16 protein-coding genes and 8 tRNA genes are annotated in these 17,768 nt (G+C 69.5%); 10 read left to right on the forward strand and 14 right to left on the reverse strand.

The annotated features are described in order from the left end of the window. Positions 1 to 3 precede the first annotated feature (3 nt). The 4 genes from Strain318_RS09810 to Strain318_RS09825 all read left to right on the forward strand — a co-directional run bounded on the left by Strain318_RS09810 (position 4) and on the right by Strain318_RS09825 (position 3,048). On the forward strand, positions 4 to 1,257 hold the full coding sequence (locus Strain318_RS09810) for a RagB/SusD family nutrient uptake outer membrane protein (RefSeq protein ID WP_367885530.1): 1,254 nt from the start codon (positions 4 to 6) through the stop codon (positions 1,255 to 1,257). A gap of 264 nt (positions 1,258 to 1,521) precedes the next feature. Further along, entirely contained in the window at positions 1,522 to 2,307 is a 786-nt protein-coding gene (locus tag Strain318_RS09815) for a phenylalanine 4-monooxygenase (protein WP_367885531.1), read from the forward strand. 120 nt (positions 2,308 to 2,427) lie between these two features. Further along, positions 2,428 to 2,658 (forward strand): type II toxin-antitoxin system Phd/YefM family antitoxin, encoded by a 231-nt coding sequence (locus tag Strain318_RS09820; protein WP_367885532.1) that lies wholly within the window; start codon positions 2,428 to 2,430, stop codon positions 2,656 to 2,658. Between the two features lie 3 nt (positions 2,659 to 2,661). Next, on the forward strand, positions 2,662 to 3,048 hold the full coding sequence (locus tag Strain318_RS09825; protein ID WP_367885533.1) for a type II toxin-antitoxin system VapC family toxin: 387 nt from the start codon (positions 2,662 to 2,664) through the stop codon (positions 3,046 to 3,048). A gap of 18 nt (positions 3,049 to 3,066) precedes the next feature. On the opposite strand, the gene Strain318_RS09830 is transcribed toward Strain318_RS09825, so the two are convergent. The 3 genes from Strain318_RS09830 to Strain318_RS09840 all read right to left on the reverse strand — a co-directional run bounded on the left by Strain318_RS09830 (position 3,067) and on the right by Strain318_RS09840 (position 5,831). Next, positions 3,067 to 4,386, reverse strand: a complete 1,320-nt coding sequence (locus Strain318_RS09830; RefSeq protein WP_367885534.1) for a hemolysin family protein — start codon at positions 4,384 to 4,386, stop codon at positions 3,067 to 3,069. Continuing rightward, positions 4,379 to 5,695, reverse strand: coding sequence for a hemolysin family protein (locus Strain318_RS09835; RefSeq protein WP_367885535.1), 1,317 nt, complete (start codon positions 5,693 to 5,695; stop codon positions 4,379 to 4,381). The genes Strain318_RS09830 and Strain318_RS09835 overlap by 8 nt, the downstream gene beginning before the upstream one ends. A 63-nt stretch (positions 5,696 to 5,758) precedes the next feature. Beyond that, positions 5,759 to 5,831 (reverse strand) — tRNA-Gly (locus Strain318_RS09840). A gap of 79 nt (positions 5,832 to 5,910) precedes the next feature. On the opposite strand from Strain318_RS09840, the gene Strain318_RS09845 reads away from it, so the two are divergent. From Strain318_RS09845 to Strain318_RS09870, 6 genes are all read left to right on the forward strand, one after another. Further along, entirely contained in the window at positions 5,911 to 7,188 is a 1,278-nt protein-coding gene (locus Strain318_RS09845; protein WP_367885536.1) for an acetyl-CoA hydrolase/transferase family protein, read from the forward strand. A 201-nt stretch (positions 7,189 to 7,389) separates the two neighbouring features. Then, a complete protein-coding gene (locus Strain318_RS09850) occupies positions 7,390 to 7,767 on the forward strand; it encodes a GntR family transcriptional regulator (RefSeq protein WP_367885537.1) in 378 nt (125 codons plus the stop codon). Next, on the forward strand, positions 7,764 to 8,669 hold the full coding sequence (locus tag Strain318_RS09855) for an ABC transporter ATP-binding protein (RefSeq protein WP_367885538.1): 906 nt from the start codon (positions 7,764 to 7,766) through the stop codon (positions 8,667 to 8,669). The genes Strain318_RS09850 and Strain318_RS09855 overlap by 4 nt, the downstream gene beginning before the upstream one ends. Beyond that, positions 8,669 to 9,322 (forward strand): hypothetical protein, encoded by a 654-nt coding sequence (locus Strain318_RS09860; RefSeq protein ID WP_367885539.1) that lies wholly within the window; start codon positions 8,669 to 8,671, stop codon positions 9,320 to 9,322. Before Strain318_RS09855 ends, Strain318_RS09860 begins: the two co-directional genes overlap by 1 nt. A 7-nt stretch (positions 9,323 to 9,329) precedes the next feature. Further along, entirely contained in the window at positions 9,330 to 10,334 is a 1,005-nt protein-coding gene (locus Strain318_RS09865) for a hypothetical protein (RefSeq protein ID WP_367885540.1), read from the forward strand. Continuing rightward, positions 10,334 to 11,431, forward strand: coding sequence for a hypothetical protein (locus Strain318_RS09870; RefSeq protein WP_367885541.1), 1,098 nt, complete (start codon positions 10,334 to 10,336; stop codon positions 11,429 to 11,431). The genes Strain318_RS09865 and Strain318_RS09870 overlap by 1 nt, the downstream gene beginning before the upstream one ends. A 20-nt stretch (positions 11,432 to 11,451) precedes the next feature. On the opposite strand, the gene Strain318_RS09875 is transcribed toward Strain318_RS09870, so the two are convergent. The 11 genes from Strain318_RS09875 to Strain318_RS09925 all read right to left on the reverse strand — a co-directional run bounded on the left by Strain318_RS09875 (position 11,452) and on the right by Strain318_RS09925 (position 17,765). Next, positions 11,452 to 12,039 (reverse strand): hypothetical protein, encoded by a 588-nt coding sequence (locus Strain318_RS09875; protein ID WP_367885542.1) that lies wholly within the window; start codon positions 12,037 to 12,039, stop codon positions 11,452 to 11,454. A gap of 185 nt (positions 12,040 to 12,224) precedes the next feature. Next, positions 12,225 to 12,296 (reverse strand) — tRNA-Thr (locus tag Strain318_RS09880). Between the two features lie 41 nt (positions 12,297 to 12,337). Continuing rightward, a tRNA-Leu gene (locus Strain318_RS09885) sits at positions 12,338 to 12,419 on the reverse strand. 79 nt (positions 12,420 to 12,498) lie between these two features. Then, a tRNA-Asp gene (locus Strain318_RS09890) sits at positions 12,499 to 12,573 on the reverse strand. A 93-nt stretch (positions 12,574 to 12,666) separates the two neighbouring features. Further along, positions 12,667 to 12,738, reverse strand: a tRNA-Glu gene (locus Strain318_RS09895). 41 nt (positions 12,739 to 12,779) lie between these two features. Continuing rightward, positions 12,780 to 12,852: transfer RNA gene (locus Strain318_RS09900), tRNA-Glu, on the reverse strand. 134 nt (positions 12,853 to 12,986) lie between these two features. Then, a tRNA-Trp gene (locus Strain318_RS09905) sits at positions 12,987 to 13,059 on the reverse strand. 12 nt (positions 13,060 to 13,071) lie between these two features. Further along, positions 13,072 to 13,145, reverse strand: a tRNA-His gene (locus Strain318_RS09910). A gap of 62 nt (positions 13,146 to 13,207) precedes the next feature. After that, positions 13,208 to 13,774: an elongation factor P gene (gene efp, locus Strain318_RS09915; protein WP_367885543.1), complete on the reverse strand. Its 567-nt coding sequence runs from the start codon at positions 13,772 to 13,774 to the stop codon at positions 13,208 to 13,210. Between the two features lie 107 nt (positions 13,775 to 13,881). Next, positions 13,882 to 17,049, reverse strand: a complete 3,168-nt coding sequence (locus tag Strain318_RS09920) for a S41 family peptidase (protein ID WP_367885544.1) — start codon at positions 17,047 to 17,049, stop codon at positions 13,882 to 13,884. Next, on the reverse strand, positions 17,046 to 17,765 hold the full coding sequence (locus Strain318_RS09925) for an arylesterase (protein ID WP_367885545.1): 720 nt from the start codon (positions 17,763 to 17,765) through the stop codon (positions 17,046 to 17,048). Before Strain318_RS09925 ends, Strain318_RS09920 begins: the two co-directional genes overlap by 4 nt. Between the last annotated feature and the right edge of the window lie 3 nt (positions 17,766 to 17,768).

Genomic DNA, 17,768 nt, shown 5'->3' on the forward strand with positions numbered 1-17,768 from the left:
CCGATGCGCACCGACTTCCGCGCGACCCTTTGCGTCGCCGTCCTCGTGCTTGGCACGTCGGCCTGCGATGCCTTCGACCGCCTGCTCTCCGTCGAGTCTCCGAGCCGGCTCTCCGAGAACAACTTCCTCCAACCCTCCAACGCGGCACTGATCTCGGCCTCGGCCGTCGCGGACTTCGAGTGCGCCTTGGGGGGGTACATCGTCGCTGCCGGCCTCGCCGCGGGCGAGTTGGCCGACGGCAGCCAGACGGCGGCGCGCTGGAGCTACGACCGCCGCGACGTCGACGCCAACCAGGACCTCTACTCCTCGGGCAGCTGCGTGGGAATCGGCGTGTATACGCCGCTCAACGTAGCCCGGCACACCAACGACCAAGCGGTGCGCCTCTTGTCCGAATGGACGGACGCGCAGGTGCCGAACCGCCAGCTGATGATTGCGCGCAACGCGGCGATGGCGGGCTACGCCATCCTCCTGCTCGGCGAGTCCTTCTGTGAGTGCGTGATCAACGTCGGGCCGGCACTCACGCAGGCGGCCGCCTTCGACTCGGCGGAAGCCCGGTTCACCGTGGCGCTCGCCGCAGCGCAGGCGGCCAACAACGCGGCCCTGATCAACCTCGCGTACGCCGGACGGGCGCGCGCCCGCCTCAACGGGGGCGATGGTCCCGGCGCCGCGGCCGACGCGGCCAACGTCCCGCAGAGTTTCGTCTACAACGCCACGGCCGACGCCAACGCGGCCGTTCGTAACAACCGCATCTTCGCGCAGAACAACCAAGGCCGGGCGGTCACGATTGCCCCGGCGTACCGCGGCCTCCAGGTCCAAGGCGCGCCGGATCCTCGGGTCGCCGTGAGCGCGGGAACGCCCACCTTGATGCCCGATCAAGTCAACACGTTCTTCGTCCAGGCCAAGTACACGTCGCTCACCGCGCCGACGCCGATCGCGACCGGCATCGAGATGGCCCTCATCCGTGCCGAAGTCGCGGGCCCCGGCACTGGCGTCGGGATCCTCAACACCCTCCGGGCGCGACCGGGCGTCGCCCTGCCGCCGCTCGATGCCGCCGAGCAAGCGAACTACTCCGCCACGCTGGCAAGCGAGCGGAGCCGCGAGCTCTTCCTGCAGGGCACGCGTTGGTGGGACATGAATCGGCTGAACCTCGCGCAGGTCCCGGCGGCCGGAACGGCGTATCCGAAGGGGAGCCAGTACGGCAACCAGCGCTGCTGGCCGCTTCCGAACGTCGAGCGCTTGGCGAACCCGAACTTCTGACGCCCTCAGGCGGGGCCGGCCACCAAGCGTGTGGCCGGCCCGCCGACGGGACTGGAACAGTCCCGCGTCGCCCACTACGATTCCTGTATGGCCTGCCGCTCCGTGACCCGCTCCTATTACTACGCGCCCCGAATCCCGGGACGCGGAGTCCGAGCCGTGCGCGCCTAGCGACAGAGCAGCGCCTCACCGAAGCTCGAGTTCCCCAGCGCCCCGTGGATTCTCCACGGGGCGCTTTTCGTTTTCCACCCGCACCCGCACACCGCCATGTCACACACGCACGCGCACCACCACGCCGGTCAGCATGATGCCGTCACGCCCACCGAAGCCGAGCTGCCGGAGTTCCGCGCCCAGCAATACGCGCGCTACGACGATGAGGCACATGCCGTCTGGCAGATACTCTTCGAGCGCCGCATGGCCACGCTGCAGGACACGGCGAGCCGCGTGTTCCTCGACGGCATGGCGCGCATCGGCCTTGCGCCCGATCGTGTGCCCGACCTGAACGACGTCAACCGCCGCCTCGACGCGAGCACCGGCTGGAACGCCGTCGGTGTCGATGGCTTCATCCCCGCCGCGCAGTTCTTCCGCTGCCTCTCGCGCCGGCGCTTCCCGACCACGCTGATCGTGCGCCCGCGCGCGCAGCTCGACTACCTCCCCGAGCCGGACATCTTCCACGACGTGTTCGGTCACGTACCGCTGCACGCGGATCCCGTCTTTGCGGACTTCCTGCAGCGCTTCGGTGCCCTCGCGGCCGCCGTGCGCACGCCGGAGGAGACCACGCAGATGGCGCGGCTCTTCTGGTTCACCGTGGAGTTCGGGCTCATCCGCGAGCGCGGCGACGTGCGCATCTACGGCAGCGGCCTCATCTCCTCCCATGGTGACGCCGCGAACGCCCTTGGCCCGAAGGTGGACCGCCGGCCGTTCTCGGTGGAGGCCGTCATCAACCAGCCGTTCGAGATCGACCACTTCCAGGACGTGCTCTTCGTGGTCGAGCACTTCGACCAACTGTTCGAGGCGGTGGAGACGCTGACGGCGCGGCAACGCGCGGCCTAGCCACGATGCGATACCATGGGAAATCGCCGGATACCCGCGCGCCCGTGCGGGCGGGTATCCTGTGGCACTTGCCACGGGCCTCTCACTTAGCTATGTTATTAGCTAACTGGAGCCCCTCTCATGAAGACCGTCACCATGCACGTCGCAAAGACCACCCTCTCCAAGCTCGTCGCAGCCGCAGAGGCCGGAGAGGAAGTCGTGATCCTGCGGGGCCGCACCCCCGTGGCGCGGCTCGTGGGCATCGGCACAGCGCCTACCCGCAGCTTCGGCGCCCTCGCGGGCTCGGTCCAGGTCACGCCGGCGTTCTTCGACCCGCTGCCGGCCTCGGAACTCGATGCGTGGGAGAGCTGACGCGTGCGCGTCTTGCTGGACACGCACGCGTTGCTCTGGTGGCTGGCCGGCGATGCCGCGCTCTCGCCGCGCGCCAAGCGCACCATCTCGGACGAGCGCCACGAGATCTTCGTCAGCGCTGCGTCCGCTTGGGAAGTGGCGACCAAGCACCGCATCGGCAAGTTGCCCGGTGCGGGCCCCTTGGCCGTGGACTTCGCCCGCGTGATTCGCGCGCAAGGATTCTCCGCGCTGCCCATCACGGTTGAGCAGGCACAGGTCGCGGGTGAGCTTCCGGGCGAGCATCGGGATCCCTTCGACCGCATGCTGATCGCACAGGCCCGCGGCGAACGCCTCGCGCTGGTCTCAACCGAATCGCTCTTCGACGCCTACGGCATCACGCGCATCTGGTAGTGCTGCGCAGCTGCTGAGTCAGCGCCCGGCGCGCCGCTCCACCAACGCCTCGCGCACGCCGCGCCCGCGCAGCGTCAGCACCTCGATGCGCATCTCCTCGTATTCCACCACGTCGCCGACCTTCGCGGGGCGGCCGAGCAGCGCCAGCACGAGCCCGCTCACCGACTCCACGTCGGGATGCTCGACCACCGCGCCGATCGCCGCGCCGGCATCGAGCACGCGCACCGTGCCCGCGACCACGAAGCGTCCCTGTTCGCGCGGCCGGATCTCCGCCGGCGCCGAGGCGTCCTCGGTGAGCTCACCGACGACTTCCTCGATCAGGTCCTCGAGCGTGATGATGCCCGCGGTGCCGCCGTGCTCGTCCATCACGACCACCAGCTGCGAGCGCTGCTGGCGCATCGTCGCGAGCACTTGGTCGGCGGTCATCGTCTCGGGCACGAAGGGGACGGGGCGCGCCGAGAGACTGCGCACGGTTTGCCCCGGGGCGAGGCCGCCGAGCAGGTCCTTCACGTGCACCATCCCCATGATGTGATCGAGATCGCCGTCGATCACCGGATACCGCGAGTGCGGCGCATCGCGCAGCAGCTTTGCGACCTCCGGCGCCTGATCGGCCACGTCGACCCCGACCACGCGCACACGCGGCACCATGACCTGCCCCGCCGTGAGGTCGCCGAACTCCAGCAGCTCCTGCACGACGGTGGCGCTCTGTTTCTTGAGCAGGCCGCCCGCCGAGCTCTCGCGCACGATGTACGCCAGCTCGTCCGGCGTCCGCACCGACTCGGCGCTCATCTCCTGCCGGCGGACGCCGAACAGCGCCAGCGTCGCGTTGCCGATGCCATTGAGCACCACCACGAAGGGGAACAGCACCAGCTGGAAGCCCCGCATCAGCGGCGCGATCCACAGCACGGCGCGATCGGCCTTCGCCAAGGCGATGCTCTTCGGCACCATCTCGCCGACGACGATGTGTATGTAGGTGAGCACCGCGATGGCGCCGATGCTCCCCAGCGTATGCGCGGCGATCCAGCGGCTCGCCCCCAGCGCCTCGAACTTCACCGAGAGCCACTCGGCCAGCAGGTGCTCGCCGTACATGCCGAGCCCCAGCGAGGCCAGTGTGATGCCGAGCTGGGCCGTGGCGATGAACCGGTCCACCTCGCGCGCATCCTCGACGATGCGCCGGACGAGGCGCGCGGCGCGGTTGCCGCCATTGGCGAGCCGGTCGATGGTCGCGCGCGGCGCGCCGACGATCGCGAACTCGGCCGCAACGAAGAGACCGTTGGCCAGCACCAGCGCCGTGACGATCAGCGTCGGGGCGATGGCAGCGGCGAGTGCCTCAAGCATCGCGGGCCTCCGCGCGCTTCGGCGTGACGACCAGCCACTCCACGGCGCGACCGCGCAGCGCCTCGACTTCGATGCGCACGCCGTCGACCTCGAGCGCGTCCCCGGCCACCGGGAGGCGTCCGAGACGCTCCATCACGAGTCCACCCACCGTGTACGCGTCCGCTTCCCAATGCACCCCGACCCACGGCGTGGCTTCGTCCAGCCGCAGCGCGCCTGGCAGACGCACACGCCCGTCGGCGAGGCGCTGCGGCGCGTTCTCCTTCGGCTTGAACTCGTCGCCGGTCTCGCCGAGTAGTTCGTCGAGGAGGTCGCCGACGGTGATGAGGCCCGCCGTGCCGCCGAACTCGTCGGCGACGATCGCCAGCGCCTTCCGCTCGGCGCGCAGGCGCTCGAGCAGGCGATCGACGGCCATCGTCTCCGGCACCACGAGCACCGGCGTGATCACGTCGCGCAGCGAGGCCGGCGGCTCGGCGCCGTCGATCAAGCGCCGCACCACGTCGCGCACGTGCAGGACGCCGACGACATGATCCAGCGTCTCTTCGTAGACCGGCAGGCGCGAGAAGGGCGTGCGCCGCAGCACCTCGACCACCTCGGGCCAGGTCGTGTCGTCCGCGATGCCGACGACACGCGTCCGCGGCACCATCAGCTCGCCCACGGTGCGCATGCCGAGGCGCAGGGCCTCGCGCAGGCGCTGCGACTCCTGGGGATCCAACTGCCCGCCCTCGCGGCTCTCGGCGATCAGGTACTCGATCTCCGTCGGCGAGTGGATGTGCGCGTGCCCGTGCGTCGGCATGCGCAAGGCACGGAGGATCGCCGCACCGCTGCCGTTCAGCAGCGAGATGGGCCAGCGCATCAGCTTGAGCGACAGCAGCAGCGGCAGCACCGTCAGGCGCGAGACCTTTGTCGGGAACTGCAGCGCCAGCGACTTCGGCACGAGCTCGCCGATGACCATCTGCAGGACGGTGAGCAAGACGAGGACAACGGCCGCCGCGACGCTCTCGGCCGTGGCCTCCTGCAGGTCTCCGAGGCGCGCGAACATCGGCGCGAGATCCACGGCGAGCGTGGCCTGCGCGTAGGCGCCGAGCACCAGCGACGAGATCGTGATGCCGACCTGGCACGCGGCGATGTAGCGGTCAAGCGCGACGCCGTCGTTGAGCACGGCGAGCATGCGCGCGGCGAGTCGATCGCCCTCCTCCGCCATCTGCTGCAAGCGGCTCCGCCGCACGCTTACCGCCGAGAACTCGGCGGCCACGTAGAGGGCGTTGACCAGGATCAATGCAGCGACGACCGCCGCGACGACCAGACTCATAAAGTGGGAAATGAGAAGGTCCCTGCGGCCACCGGCCAGAGGGACCCTATCAGGACCTGCCAGAGCGGGCGATGGGGTTCGAACCCACGACATCCAGCTTGGGAAGCTGGCGCTCTACCAACTGAGCTACGCCCGCATGAGAGGGAACATACCGTGCGGCAGGGGCGCCATCAAGCCGCGTGACGCAAGTGCTTGCAAACGTTAGACTTCCCGGCATGACGCTCCCCCCCACTTGGGCCCAGGCGGCGGGCTCGCCCGACGAAGTCGTCAAGCACATCCGCTCGGGCATGCACGTGTTCGTCCACGGCTCCGCCGCGACGCCACATCCGCTGCTGCAGGCGCTCTGCCGCCGCAGCGACCTCGAGAACGTCACGCTGTACCACCTGCACACGGACGGCCCCGCGCCGTGGATGGCGCCCGAGATGGCCGGCCGCATCCGCGGTGTCTCGCTGTTCACCGGACCCTCGCAGCGAGAGCCGGTGAATGCGGGGCGCGCCGACTATGTCCCGATCTTCCTCTCGGACGTCCCGGGGCTCTTCACCAGCGGCATCGTGAAGCTCGACGCCGTGCTGGTGCAGCTCTCCGCGCCGGATCGCCACGGCCGCTGTTCGCTGGGCACCGCCGTGGACGCCGCGCGCGCCGCCGTCGACAGCGCCGCGCTGGTGCTCGCCGAGATCAATGCCAAGATGCCGCGCACGCACGGCAACACGGCCGTCGCGCTCACCAGGCTCACCGCCTTCACCACGACGGATCGCCCGCTGCCCGAGCACGCGCCTGCCGCCGAGACGCCGGAGATCGCGCGCATCGGCGAGTTGGTGGCCGATCTCATCGAGGACGGCTCCACGCTGCAGATGGGCATCGGCGCGATTCCCGATGCCGTGCTCGCGCGCCTCGGCACCCGGCGCAACCTCGGCGTGCACACGGAGATGTTCTCCGACCGTCTCGTGGACCTCTACCACACCGGCGCGATCACGAACGACCAGAAGTCCTTCGCGCGCGGGCGCATCGTGACGTCGTTCGTGCTCGGGTCGCAGAAGGTCTTCGACTTCGTCCACGACAACTCGGCCGTGCAGTTCGAAGGCTGCGACTACACCAACGACACCGGCCGGATCGGGCGCAACCCGAAGGTCGTGGCCATCAACTCCGCGTTGCAGGTGGACCTCACGGGCCAGGTCTGCGCCGACTCCATCGGCACGCGCATCTATTCCGGCATCGGTGGCCAGATGGACTTCATCCGCGGCGCCGCGCGCTCCGCGGGCGGCAAGCCGATCATCGCGCTGCCGAGCACCGCGGCGAAAGGCACTGTCTCGCGCATCGCGCCCGTGCTGGATGAGGGCGCGGGCGTGGTCACCACGCGAGGCCATGTGCACTGGGTCGTCACGGAGTTCGGCGCGGTGAACTTGCATGGGCGGTCGCTGCGGGAGCGCGCGGACTTGCTGATCTCGATTGCGCATCCGGACTTTCGGGCGGAACTCCGAAAGTGGAAGAGGTGAGACGGCGGTAGGGGCGGAGATGGAGAGAGGCCAATGGGGGAGATGGGGGGACGACGTGAGACGAACGTGAGACGTCTGCCCCCCATCTCCCCCATTCCCGTATCCCACCCCCCGCCCGTACCGCCGTCTCCCCTCTCCCAGCCGTGTCTTGACAGCCTCCGCCCGCACGCCTAGTGTATTGGCACACCAATACACCAGACCATGTTCTCCCGCATCGACCCCCGCAGCCCCGTCCCGATCTACGCGCAGATCGCCGATCGCGTCCGCGTGGCCATCGCCGCCGGGGACCTGAAGGAGGGCGATGCCCTGCCCTCAGTCCGCGCGCTGGCCGCCGAGCTGCGCGTGAATCCGGCCACCATCGTCCAAGCGTACCGCGCCCTCGAACGCGAAGCGATCGTCGAGCTGCGGCAGGGTGCCGGCACCTTCATCGCGCCGATCGGCGCCGAGACGAAGACCCGCGAACGCAGTGCCGCCGCACGCCGCCTCGTGCGTGAGATGCTCGCCGAGGCTACGCGCCTCGGCCTGACCCCGCGCGACGTCCGCGTCGCGCTCGACAAGGAACTCCCGGAGGACGCGTGACCGACGCCATCCGCATTCGCGACCTGCACTGGAAGGCCGGCCGCGAGTTCGCCATCCGCGACCTCTCGATGCGCGTGCCCACCGGCGCCATCTATGGATTCCTTGGGCCCAATGGTTCGGGCAAGACGAGCACCATCCGCTGCCTGCTGGGCATGCAGCCTCCGCACGGCGGCAGCATCGAGGTGCTCGGCCACGCCATGCCCGCCAAGGCGCCGGCGGCCCTCGCGCGCATCGGCTACGTGCCGGAACGCCTGCATCTGTACGGGCGGCTCACGGTCGAAGAGAGCATCCGCTTTCACGCGACCTTCTTCCCGACCTTCGACCACGCCGAGGCGGAGCGCCTGCGCAAGCGCTTCACCTTGCGCGAGACGCAGCGGATCGCCGCGCTGTCGAAGGGCGAAGCCGGCAAGCTGATGATGCTGCTCGCACTCGCGCAGCGGCCCGAGCTGTTGGTGCTCGACGAGCCAACCGATGGCTTGGATCCCGTCATCCGCCGCGACGTGCTCTCCGCGCTGGTCGAGTTCGTCGAGGCCAAGCAGGCGACCGTGCTCATCTCGTCGCACCTGGTCCATGAGCAGGAGCGCATCTGCGACTGGGTCGGCGTCATGGATGGCGGTCGGCTCGTGGCCGAGCTGCCGATGCAGGAGTTCCGCTCGGGCATCAAGCGCCTGCGCGTGTCGGGCGACGCCGTGAGTACGGCGCCGTTCCCCTGCACGCTGCTCTCCAAGGGCGCGAGCGGACCGCATGTCGACACCTGGGTGGTGCGCGGCTGGCAGCCCGAGATGCGGGAGTGGTTCGCGCGCGCCGGCGCCGAGTTGCGCGAGGTGGAGGATCTGGACCTGGAAGAGAGCTTTGTCGAACTGCTGAGCGGCGCCCGCGCCGCGACCATGGAGGCCCGCTGATGTTCGCGATGATGTTCCGCATGCAGTGGCGCTGGACGCGGCTGGCGGTGTTCGGAATCGCGGCGCTGGCGTTGGTGTTCCCCACGCTGGTCCGCTACCTGACGCGCAGCGCGGGCGCCGATCGCGCCATCACGCAGGTCCTCGATGGATTCGCCTTGCTGGGACCGATGCTCGGCTTCCTCGCCCTGCTCGGCCCGTTCGTGCTCGCCGCGCTGCCCTGGACCATCGACCACGAGACGCGGCACGTGTACCCGCTCTCGCTGCCGGTCGAGTGGTCGTGGTGGGTGCGGACGCGCTTCCTCATCGGCGCGATCACGCTGGTGATCCCCGCGGTTGCGCTGTACATCGGCGCCTGGGCCACGGTCTCGACCATTGACCTGCCGCCGCTGCTGCGCGCGTATCCGGGCGCACTCGCGTTCCGGTTCTTCCTCGCGTCGCTGCTGGCCTACGCCATCTCGTTTGCGTTGCAGTATCTCGCAGGCCGCCGTGCGACGCACGTCGCGGCGGGCATCCTGGTCGGCGTGCTCGTGATTGTCTTGGGGGCCACGCTCCTCGGCCAAGGGGATCTGCTGGAGCGCGGCGCCGAGCTGCTCTTCCTCTGGCCGGGCCCGCTCTCGCTGTTCGTCGCGCCGTGGACGCTGATCGATGTGTGAGTCGCTGATGTTTCGCCGCCCGGTGCGCCGACTCGCCGCGATCGCGGTGATGCTCGGTGCCGCGCTGGCCCCCGACGCACGCGCGCAGGATATCGCGGCCATCGAGGACTCCGTCGCGGCGCTGCGGCTGCGCTCGGGCGAAGCGCGGGCGCAGCTGGCACAGGCCGAAGCGCGCCTGCGGTCGCGGCCGGACGATTCCCTCGTGTTCTCGGGCGCCGTCGTGCGCTTCACGTCGGCGGATGTCCCGGCAGCCGAGCGTCGCCGCTTGGCCGCCGCATTCGCGACGGCGGATCGCGAGCTGCAGGCCGAGCTCGGCGACGTCGCGCGCACGCTGCTGGCCGAGACTCGGTGGCAGCTGACGGTCCTCAAGCGTCCCGGCGCGCTGGGCCGTCCCTTTGTCAGCCTCCTCCCGGCGACGCGTCGCTCCGAGTCCGCCGCGAGCCTGCTGCGATTCCCGCTGTCGAGCGAAACCGTGGTCCGCATCATCAAGAACGGCGTCGGGGACCGGATCGTCGCGCGGCATGCGGCCTTCGGCAGCTGGCTCGGCGGCTCGCTGTTCCTGCGCGATCGCGCGGAGATGTACTACGGCGCCTCGCGCGATCTCGTCCTGCGTGGCACGACGCGCTCGCGCCGCTGCGCGCGCGGCGACGTGCGGGAGTGCACCATCATCCTCGACCCCGCGCGCCGCGACGAGTGGTACACGGAGGAAGACACGCGGCGCAACTTCCCGCCCGCCTCGGCGGGCGTGCGCGCGACGCTGTTCATGTTCGTGATGGAACGCGCGGGGCCGCAGCTCGTGACCGCGATGGACGCCGCGCCCGCCGACGCGAGTCCGATCGCCGTGCTCGCCTCGGCCGCATCCCTGGATCCCGACCAACTCATCACGCAATGGCAGGCGGCGATCTCCAGTGGCGGCGAGGCGCGCGCGCGCGTATCGCCCGCCATGGGTCTGACCAGCCTCGCGTGGATCCTGGTGTTCGGACTCGTCGCGACCCGCCGGAGGCCTCGCTGATGCGCCGCTGGATCACTGCCACCGTCGTCACCGGCATCGTCGTCGCGACCGTGCTCGTGGCCCGCATGCGCGAGCGCACGCCGGACGCCGTCTTCGCCCAGCAGCACCCGGAGGTGGCGGAAGCGCGCGCGCAGGTGCTCGCCCGCGGCGACACCATGCGCGCCTGGTCTGCGGCGCTGGCGCGCGCGCAGACGCTCGCGATCGCCGCGTCCGTCACCCGCGGGCCGCAGCCATTCGTGCTCGAGACGCGAGGAGCCATCAGCGCGGGCACGCGCGCGGCCTTCTTGCAGCTGATCGAGCGCGAACTCCAGGCGATCGGCACACCGAAGGTCCCGCTGCGCGTGCTCCTCGTCGCCGACAGCAACGCGAGCTTCAGCTCGTACTCGGGCTGGTACCTGCGACCGGCGCGCCTAGGCGAGCCCTGCATCGTCATGATCCGCATCCGCGAATCGCGCAGCCAGACCTTCGCCCCGCGCACGGGGGACCGCCGCCTCGGCGTCTGCGGCCTGTATGCACGCCACGGGATGCCCGGGCCCGGCATCGCCGCGTGGCTGGACGAGACGCGCGCCATCAGCGCGGCGGGTGACAGCTCCGCATCCTGGGACCGCGAGGCCCCGACCCAACGGCAGGTTGCCTGGGGCGGCGTCAGCCGGCTCAGCGGCGGCATGATGCTCGAGGCTGCCGCGCCGCTGGCCTGCGCCGCGGGGCGCGGCGACGCCTGCCACATCGCGCTGCTGAATCCTGTGAACGACACCAGGCGCCGCGTCAGCCTCCCGGTCGCGCAAGAACCGCGGCTCTCGTCGGCGTATCCGTTCGAGCTGCGTGACTACCCGGGCGACGTCACGGCGACCCTCCGGGCATCCATGGGCGCCGAGCGCTTCGCACGCTGGTGGCAGAGCGCCCTTCCGCCGGCGCAGGCGTACGAGGCCGTGACCGGGGAGGCCTTCGAGACCTGGGCGATGTCGTACATGCGCCGCTACGTCGGGGAGCGCAACAGCGGGCCGCTGCGCGCGGGCCTCCCGCTGGCGCTCGGGTTGCTGTTGGTGGCGGGACTCAGCGGCTGGGCCGTGCTGCGCGCGCCCCGCGCGCGCAGCTAGGGCCGAGCGCGCGGCGCCGACTAGGGCTGCTGCACCATCGCCGCGACGCGCTGCTGCACCATGTCGCGGATGCGGATCTCGAGGTCGCCGGTCGACGAGCAGCGAACGTCCTGCGTGCTCGACGTGATGGGATTGCGTCCGACCGCCGAGATGATCGTGCCGACCACGGAGCCGCCGCCGGGATTCGCCGTCACCGTCGTGACGATGGTGATGTTCATCTGGTAGGTCTCGGCGTTTTCGATCGTACCCGAGCGGCCGCACTCGAGGTAGCGTTGCATCGGCACGCGCCCGATCTGGCGACGCGTACGCCAGCCCTCGTTGCCAATCACCTTGCGATTGGCGTCGTTGACCGTGAGCGGGATGCCGAGATCCTCGTACACGCTGGGCAGCACCGACCACACCTGGGCAACGGTGCCGGTCGAGAGGAGGCGGATGTTGTTGTCGAGATTGGCCGACGTGATGGCGAGACCGCCGCCGCCCGACGACGTCACGACACGCTCGGTCTGGATGGTCGGGGCCGTGGACGGAACCGGCGCGGGATCGGAGCCGCCAGGACCGGAAGCACAGGCGGCAGTGACGAGCAGCAGCGCGAGCGGGGCGTGACGCATGACGGTCCTCTCGAGGTGGTGAGCACGGGGACATCCCATGGGACGTCCGCACCGCGCAGAAGTTACCCCGCGAGCGCCCTGTGGTGCCACCGGGCGCGGGACGCCGGCGCGCGGTCGCACCCCGTCCGCATGCACATGCGGCCCCCGGCGGGAAGCCGGGGGCCGCGACGTGAATACTGCTGGAGAGCCACAGGTGGGAATTGAACCCACGACCGCTCGATTACGAATCGAGTGCTCTACCCCTGAGCTACTGTGGCGGGGAGAGGATCCCACTCGGTACTGAGGAACCACACCGACATGCCCTGGCGCGGACTCGAACCGCGACGCCTTGCGGCACCACCCCCTCAAGATGGCGTGTCTACCAATTTCACCACCAGGGCTTTCCTACGGGGGAGGAACGGACAAGGTGAAGGCTGAACGGAAACCCCTTCATCCTTCACCTTTGCCATTCTTCCTGAACGGGAGCGACGGGGCTCGAACCCGCGACCTCTCGAGTGACAGTCGAGTGCTCTAACCAAACTGAGCTACGCCCCCAACTACGTCCTGCGCGTGCACTGGCTGGGAACGGTGACCCGATCCTTCACCCGCACCTCCTGCTCCAACTTCCTCCCCCAAGCGGGGGCGGAGTAGCCCCAACGGGAATCGAACCCGTCTCTGCACCTTGAAAGGGTGCCGTCCTAGCCGATAGACGATGGGGCCGATGTCCCACGGTGCCACACCAGCGATGCTGCATCCAACAGTAGCGGTAACGGGATTCGAACCCGTGTTCCAGCCTTGAGAGGGCTGTGTCCTAGGCCTCTAGACGATACCGCCAAAGGGCAGACTTGAGATCAGAGACGTGAGATGAAAGCGGACTGCAACCGAACTGCAACCACTTCCACGCTCTGCCGTCTCGCACTCCCGTCTTCTCACATCTTCCGACTTACAGCTTACATCTGCAGTCCCAACAGGCCCGGAGGGAATCGAACCCCCAACCGCCGGTTTTGGAGACCGGTGCTCTACCAATTGAGCTACGGACCTAAGACCTCGAGGGGTGGCTGACGGGATTCGAACCCGCGACCCTCGGAACCACAATCCGATGCTCTAACCGACTGAGCTACAGCCACCATATCTCGGCCCGCATCGGCCGGAGAATCCGAAAAATAGTGGAGCGGTCCGGGCTTATCAACTAGTCCTTTGCGCGATCCATGTACTCGCCAGTGTTCGGATTCACGCGCACGCGCTCACCCGTGGCGATGAACTCCGGCACGTTGATCGTCACGCCGTTCTCGAGCTTGGCCGGCTTCGAGCTGGCCGTCTTCGTCGCCGTCTTCATCACCGGCGCGGTGTCGACGATCGTGAAGTTCAGGAACTGCGGGAGCTGCACCGACATCGGCTTGCCGTTATAGAACTCCACCATCACCATCATGTTGTCCTGCATCCACTGGGCATTGTCCCCGAGCGTCTCGTCGTCCATCTCGAGCTGCTCGTAGTTGTCCGTGTTCATGAAGTGATACGTGTCGCCCGCCTTGTACAGGAACTGCAGTTCCTGCGTCTCCATGTCCGCCTTGTGGATCTGGTCGTCGGCGCGGAAGCGGTGCTCGAAGTTGTTGCCCGAGCGCAGGTTCTTGAGCTTCGCCTGCACCATCGCACGCAGGTTGCCCGGCGTGTGGTGGCGGAACTCGATGATACGGCAGGGATCGCCCTCGAAGACGATCACCATCCCGCGGCGGATCTGGGTGGCCGGCAGTGCCATAGTCGGACCGAAAAGAACGGAGTGAAAAGCGCAGGTAAACCTAGACAGCCTTTAAGCTTAACTGCGCTTTCCCCCTCGGTCAACGGACCCCGTTCGCCCCGTCCTGCCTACCGGAGCCGCGCCAGCAGCGCGCGCACCGCCGCATCCAGCTGGCTGTCGACCCCCCGGTACTCCTCGCCCACCGGCCGGTCCACCCGCACGTCCACCGGCCGCGGGAAGAGCTCCATGTCCTTGCCCTCGGCGTCGCGGATCCGGATGAACGGGATGCGCAGCGTCGTGCCCTCGAACAGCGTGACGTTGCTCGTGTAGATGATCCAGCCCGACGTCGGCTCGCCGATCACCGGCCCCAGACCCAGCGCGCGATAGCCCTCGGTGAAGTCCTCGGCGTCGCTCAGCGAATGCTGGTTCGTGACCAGCACCGTGGGCTTCTCGTAGGCCCGCTGGCCCAGCTGCAACCGCGCCGACGCTTCGACCCCCGTGCCGCGCCGCTCCATCGTGATGTACGGCCGGCGCGCGAACACGTCGAGCGCATACGCGTTCACGAAGCCGCCGTTGTTGTTGCGGATGTCGATCACGACGCCATCGCGGCCCAGGTTCTCGGCGTCGAGGTCCAAGTAGAGCTGGCGCAGCGAACCCTCGCCCATGTCCAGCATGTGCACGTAGCCCAAGCGGCCGTTGCTGGCCTTGGCGACGTACGCCCGGCGCTCCTCCACCCACGCCTCGTAGCGCAGCGCCTTCTCGGCACCGGTGCTGATCGGCTGCACCGTCACCAGACGCGACGTGCGGCCGTCCGACGCATTCCGCACGCGCAGTGTGACGCGGCGGCCCGTGGTGAAGGTGAGCAGCGAGTCGAGATTGGCGCCGCGCACGGGCGACTCGTCCACGGCGACGATGATATCACCCACCGCGACGCCGCCCGCCAAGGCCACGGGGCCGCGCGGCAGGATGGCGGCGATCCGCAGCGAGCCATCGCGCTCGAGTGCGGCGCGGTCGAGGTCGATGCCCAGGCGCCCCGTGGAAGGCGGCTGCGCCGACGGCCCGCCGACGCCCGTGTGCGACGCGTTGAGTTCGCCGATCATGAGGCCGAGCGCGCGGCGCATTTCCTCCGGCGTCTGCGCAGCGGCGACGATCGGCGCATAGCGCGTGCGCATCGCCGGCCAGTCGACGTCGTGCATGTCGGCATCATAGAAGTTCTCAGCCGTCCAGCCCCAGACCTGGCGGAAAACCTCGGCGCGCTCGGCCACGAAGTCCGTGGTCAGCGTGGCCGTCAGGCTGATGCTGCGGAGCTGCCGGTTCTCGACGCCGATCGCCTGCACGCGGCCGCCGCTGAGGAACCAGAGCTCCTTGCTGTCCGGCGACCAGCGCAGGTTGCCCTTGCCGCCCGCGCTCGACGTGACCTGCCGCAACTGCGGCGCCTCGCTGCCACCCTCCTCGAGCGGCCAGGTCCACAGCTGCGTCTGGCCGGCCGCCGTGCCGATCATGGCGAGCGTCTTGCCATCGGGACTCACCGCGACCGACCCCACGGAGAGATTGATCGGCATGGCCGTGGCCCGACGCCGCAGGCCCGTGGTGTCGATGCGCACGCTGCCGGCGGGCGTCGAGTCCCGCGTGAAGAGCGCATCGAAGCGCGCCTCACGGAACGCGGGTCCGCGCGACACGAGGTCCACGCGGATCACTTGGCTCTGCTCGGTGCGCTGCGAGTTGGTGAAGTAGAGTGCGCGGCCATCCGCAGCCCAGGTGACGGTGCCGCCGAAGGCGCTGGAGAGGAAGCTGACCTGCCGCGCCGCACCTCCGGCCACGGGCACGACGAAGGCATTCAGGAAACCGCGGTCGGTGATGTCGAGATACGCGAGGTGTGAGCCGTCCGGCGAGAATGCGAAGTTCCGCTCGGGGAGAAACGGTACGCGCCCGAGCTGACGCCCGGTCGCGAGCAGGCGTTCGGCGCCGCTCGCCACGTCGACGATGCGAAGCTCGCGTCCATCGCGCACGAAGGCGACGAGCTTGCCGTCCGGGGACCACGTCGGGTTCACGTCGTCACCGCCCGGCGTGAGCGGGCGCTCGCTCCGCGCCGCCACGTCATAGAGGAAGAGACCCGCCTTCGCACCGCGCCAGGCCGTGAACGCCAGGCGCCGACTGTCCGGCGCCCAGGCGGGCATGCCCTCGGGGACGACGCTGGTCGTGAGGCGCGTCGCCTCCCCGCCCTCCTTGGCGTCGGCGGCGAACAGCTCGCCACGGACGATGACGGCGAGCTTCTTCGCATCTGGCGAGAGCGCGAACTCCTGCACGCCGGTGGTGAGCGACAGGCGCTCGCCCTGCGGGCGCGTGGCGCTGCCGCGCAGCGTGATGGGCAGCGGTGCGGGTGCCGAGCCGTCGAGCGTGAGCTTCCACACCTGGAAATCCCGCTCGAAGTACACCGTGCTGCCGTCGCGGCTCATGCGCGGCCAGAGGACGCGCCCGTCGGTGAAGCGCGTGAGCGCCTCGCGATCCGCCGCGCCGACGCGCTGGCGATACAGGTTCTCGACGCCGCCGCGGTCGCTCATGTACACGATCGCCTGGCCATCGGGCGTCCACATCGGCCACACGTCGCGCCCCTTGCCCGGGCGCTCCCCCGAGGACACGCGCGCATAGACGGGGGTCTCCTCCAGCGACACGGTCCAGATCTCGGCTTCGTCGATGTGCGAGGACCCGCGCCGCCACCATTGGCCCGCCGTGGTGCCGCGCGCGGTGATCGCCAGCCGGCGGCCATCCGGTGCCGGGGCCGCCCAGTACTCGCTCGCGTAACGATCCCCGGCGACGCGCGCCGGCGTGCCGCCGCTCGCCCGCACGCGATACACATCCTGCATGCCGGCGATGTCCTGCGAGGAACTCGAGAAGTACAGCCACTGCCCGTCGGGAGACCACGCATCCAGCTGTTCGGCACCGTCGTCGTACGTCACGCGACGCACGGCGTTGGTCGCGAGCTCCAGCACGTAGATGTCGCCGTTGCCGCTGCGCGTGGAGACGAACGCGAGCTGCTTGCCATCCGGCGACCAGCGCGGGCGATAGTCATTGGCCTCGTGCGCGACGAGCAGGCGTGCCTCGCCACCGCTGGCCGACACGACCCAGATGTCGCCACCCGAGACGACCGCGAGCTCGCGGCCGTCGGGCGAGGGGTCGGGCTCGGCGAAGAGCGCAGGGCGCGGCGTGCCCAGCGACTGTGCCGAGAGCGGCGCCGCAGCAGCGATCGCCCCAAGCGTGGGGACGAGTACGAGGCCCAGCATGCGCGCGCGGCTCATTGGGCCAACACTCCCGGCACTTCGCGCAGCACCGGTGCGAGGGTACGCCACATGTTACGCGCCGCGAGCTGCGCGCCCTCCGCCGTGGGATGAATGCCATCCGCCTGGTTCATGGTCGGCACGCCGGCGACTCCGTCGAGGAAGAAGGGGATGAGCGTCACCGCCTGGTCGGCGGCGACGGCGAGGAAGACATCGCGGAAGCGCCGCGTGTACTGCGGCCCGAGGTTCGGCGGCGCCTCCATCTGCGCCAGCAGGATGCGCGCCTCGGGATTCACGGCGCGCACCTTCGTGATGATGCCGGTGAGATTGGCCTGCGTGGTATCCGGCAAGAGGCCGCGCAGCCCGTCGTTGGCCCCGGTCTCGATAACGACGACCTGCGGCGGCGTGTCGCGGAGGAGCCAATCCACGCGCCGCAGCGCGCCGGCCGAGGTCTCGCCGGACAGGCCGGCGTTGACGACCTGGATGCGATAGTTGGCCGAATCGGCGATCGCTTGAAGGACGGCCGGATAGGCCTGCTCGGGGTCCAGCCCCAATCCGGCGGTCAGCGACGTCCCGACAAACAGGACGCGCACACGACCATCCGTTGCCACAGTCGGTGTCGCCGTGGTTGATTCCACCGGAACCTGCGCCGTCGCGGCGGGCTTGGTCTCGGAGCCCCCGCAGGCCGCGACCGCGGCCCCGAGCGCCACCAGCGCCATTCCCGCCCGAACTCTCACTCT

The organism is Pseudogemmatithrix spongiicola, from assembly GCF_030623445.1.
Classification (GTDB): domain Bacteria; phylum Gemmatimonadota; class Gemmatimonadetes; order Gemmatimonadales; family Gemmatimonadaceae; genus Pseudogemmatithrix; species Pseudogemmatithrix spongiicola.

Bases quoted from the DNA above. Each gene is read 5' to 3' on its own strand.
- Strain318_RS09845 (WP_367885536.1), top strand. From the start codon at position 5,911: ATGACGCTCCCCCCCACTTGGGCCCAGGCGGCGGGCTCGCCCGACGAA.
- Strain318_RS09870 (WP_367885541.1), top strand. From the start codon at position 10,334: ATGCGCCGCTGGATCACTGCCACCGTCGTCACCGGCATCGTCGTCGCG.
- Strain318_RS09820 (WP_367885532.1), top strand. From the start codon at position 2,428: ATGAAGACCGTCACCATGCACGTCGCAAAGACCACCCTCTCCAAGCTC.
- Strain318_RS09865 (WP_367885540.1), top strand. From the start codon at position 9,330: ATGTTTCGCCGCCCGGTGCGCCGACTCGCCGCGATCGCGGTGATGCTC.
- efp (WP_367885543.1), bottom strand. From the start codon at position 13,774: ATGGCACTGCCGGCCACCCAGATCCGCCGCGGGATGGTGATCGTCTTC.
- Strain318_RS09920 (WP_367885544.1), bottom strand. From the start codon at position 17,049: ATGAGCCGCGCGCGCATGCTGGGCCTCGTACTCGTCCCCACGCTTGGG.
- Strain318_RS09850 (WP_367885537.1), top strand. From the start codon at position 7,390: ATGTTCTCCCGCATCGACCCCCGCAGCCCCGTCCCGATCTACGCGCAG.
- Strain318_RS09860 (WP_367885539.1), top strand. From the start codon at position 8,669: ATGTTCGCGATGATGTTCCGCATGCAGTGGCGCTGGACGCGGCTGGCG.
- Strain318_RS09830 (WP_367885534.1), bottom strand. From the start codon at position 4,386: ATGCTTGAGGCACTCGCCGCTGCCATCGCCCCGACGCTGATCGTCACG.
- Strain318_RS09875 (WP_367885542.1), bottom strand. From the start codon at position 12,039: ATGCGTCACGCCCCGCTCGCGCTGCTGCTCGTCACTGCCGCCTGTGCT.
- Strain318_RS09810 (WP_367885530.1), top strand. From the start codon at position 4: ATGCGCACCGACTTCCGCGCGACCCTTTGCGTCGCCGTCCTCGTGCTT.
- Strain318_RS09815 (WP_367885531.1), top strand. From the start codon at position 1,522: ATGTCACACACGCACGCGCACCACCACGCCGGTCAGCATGATGCCGTC.
- Strain318_RS09835 (WP_367885535.1), bottom strand. From the start codon at position 5,695: ATGAGTCTGGTCGTCGCGGCGGTCGTCGCTGCATTGATCCTGGTCAAC.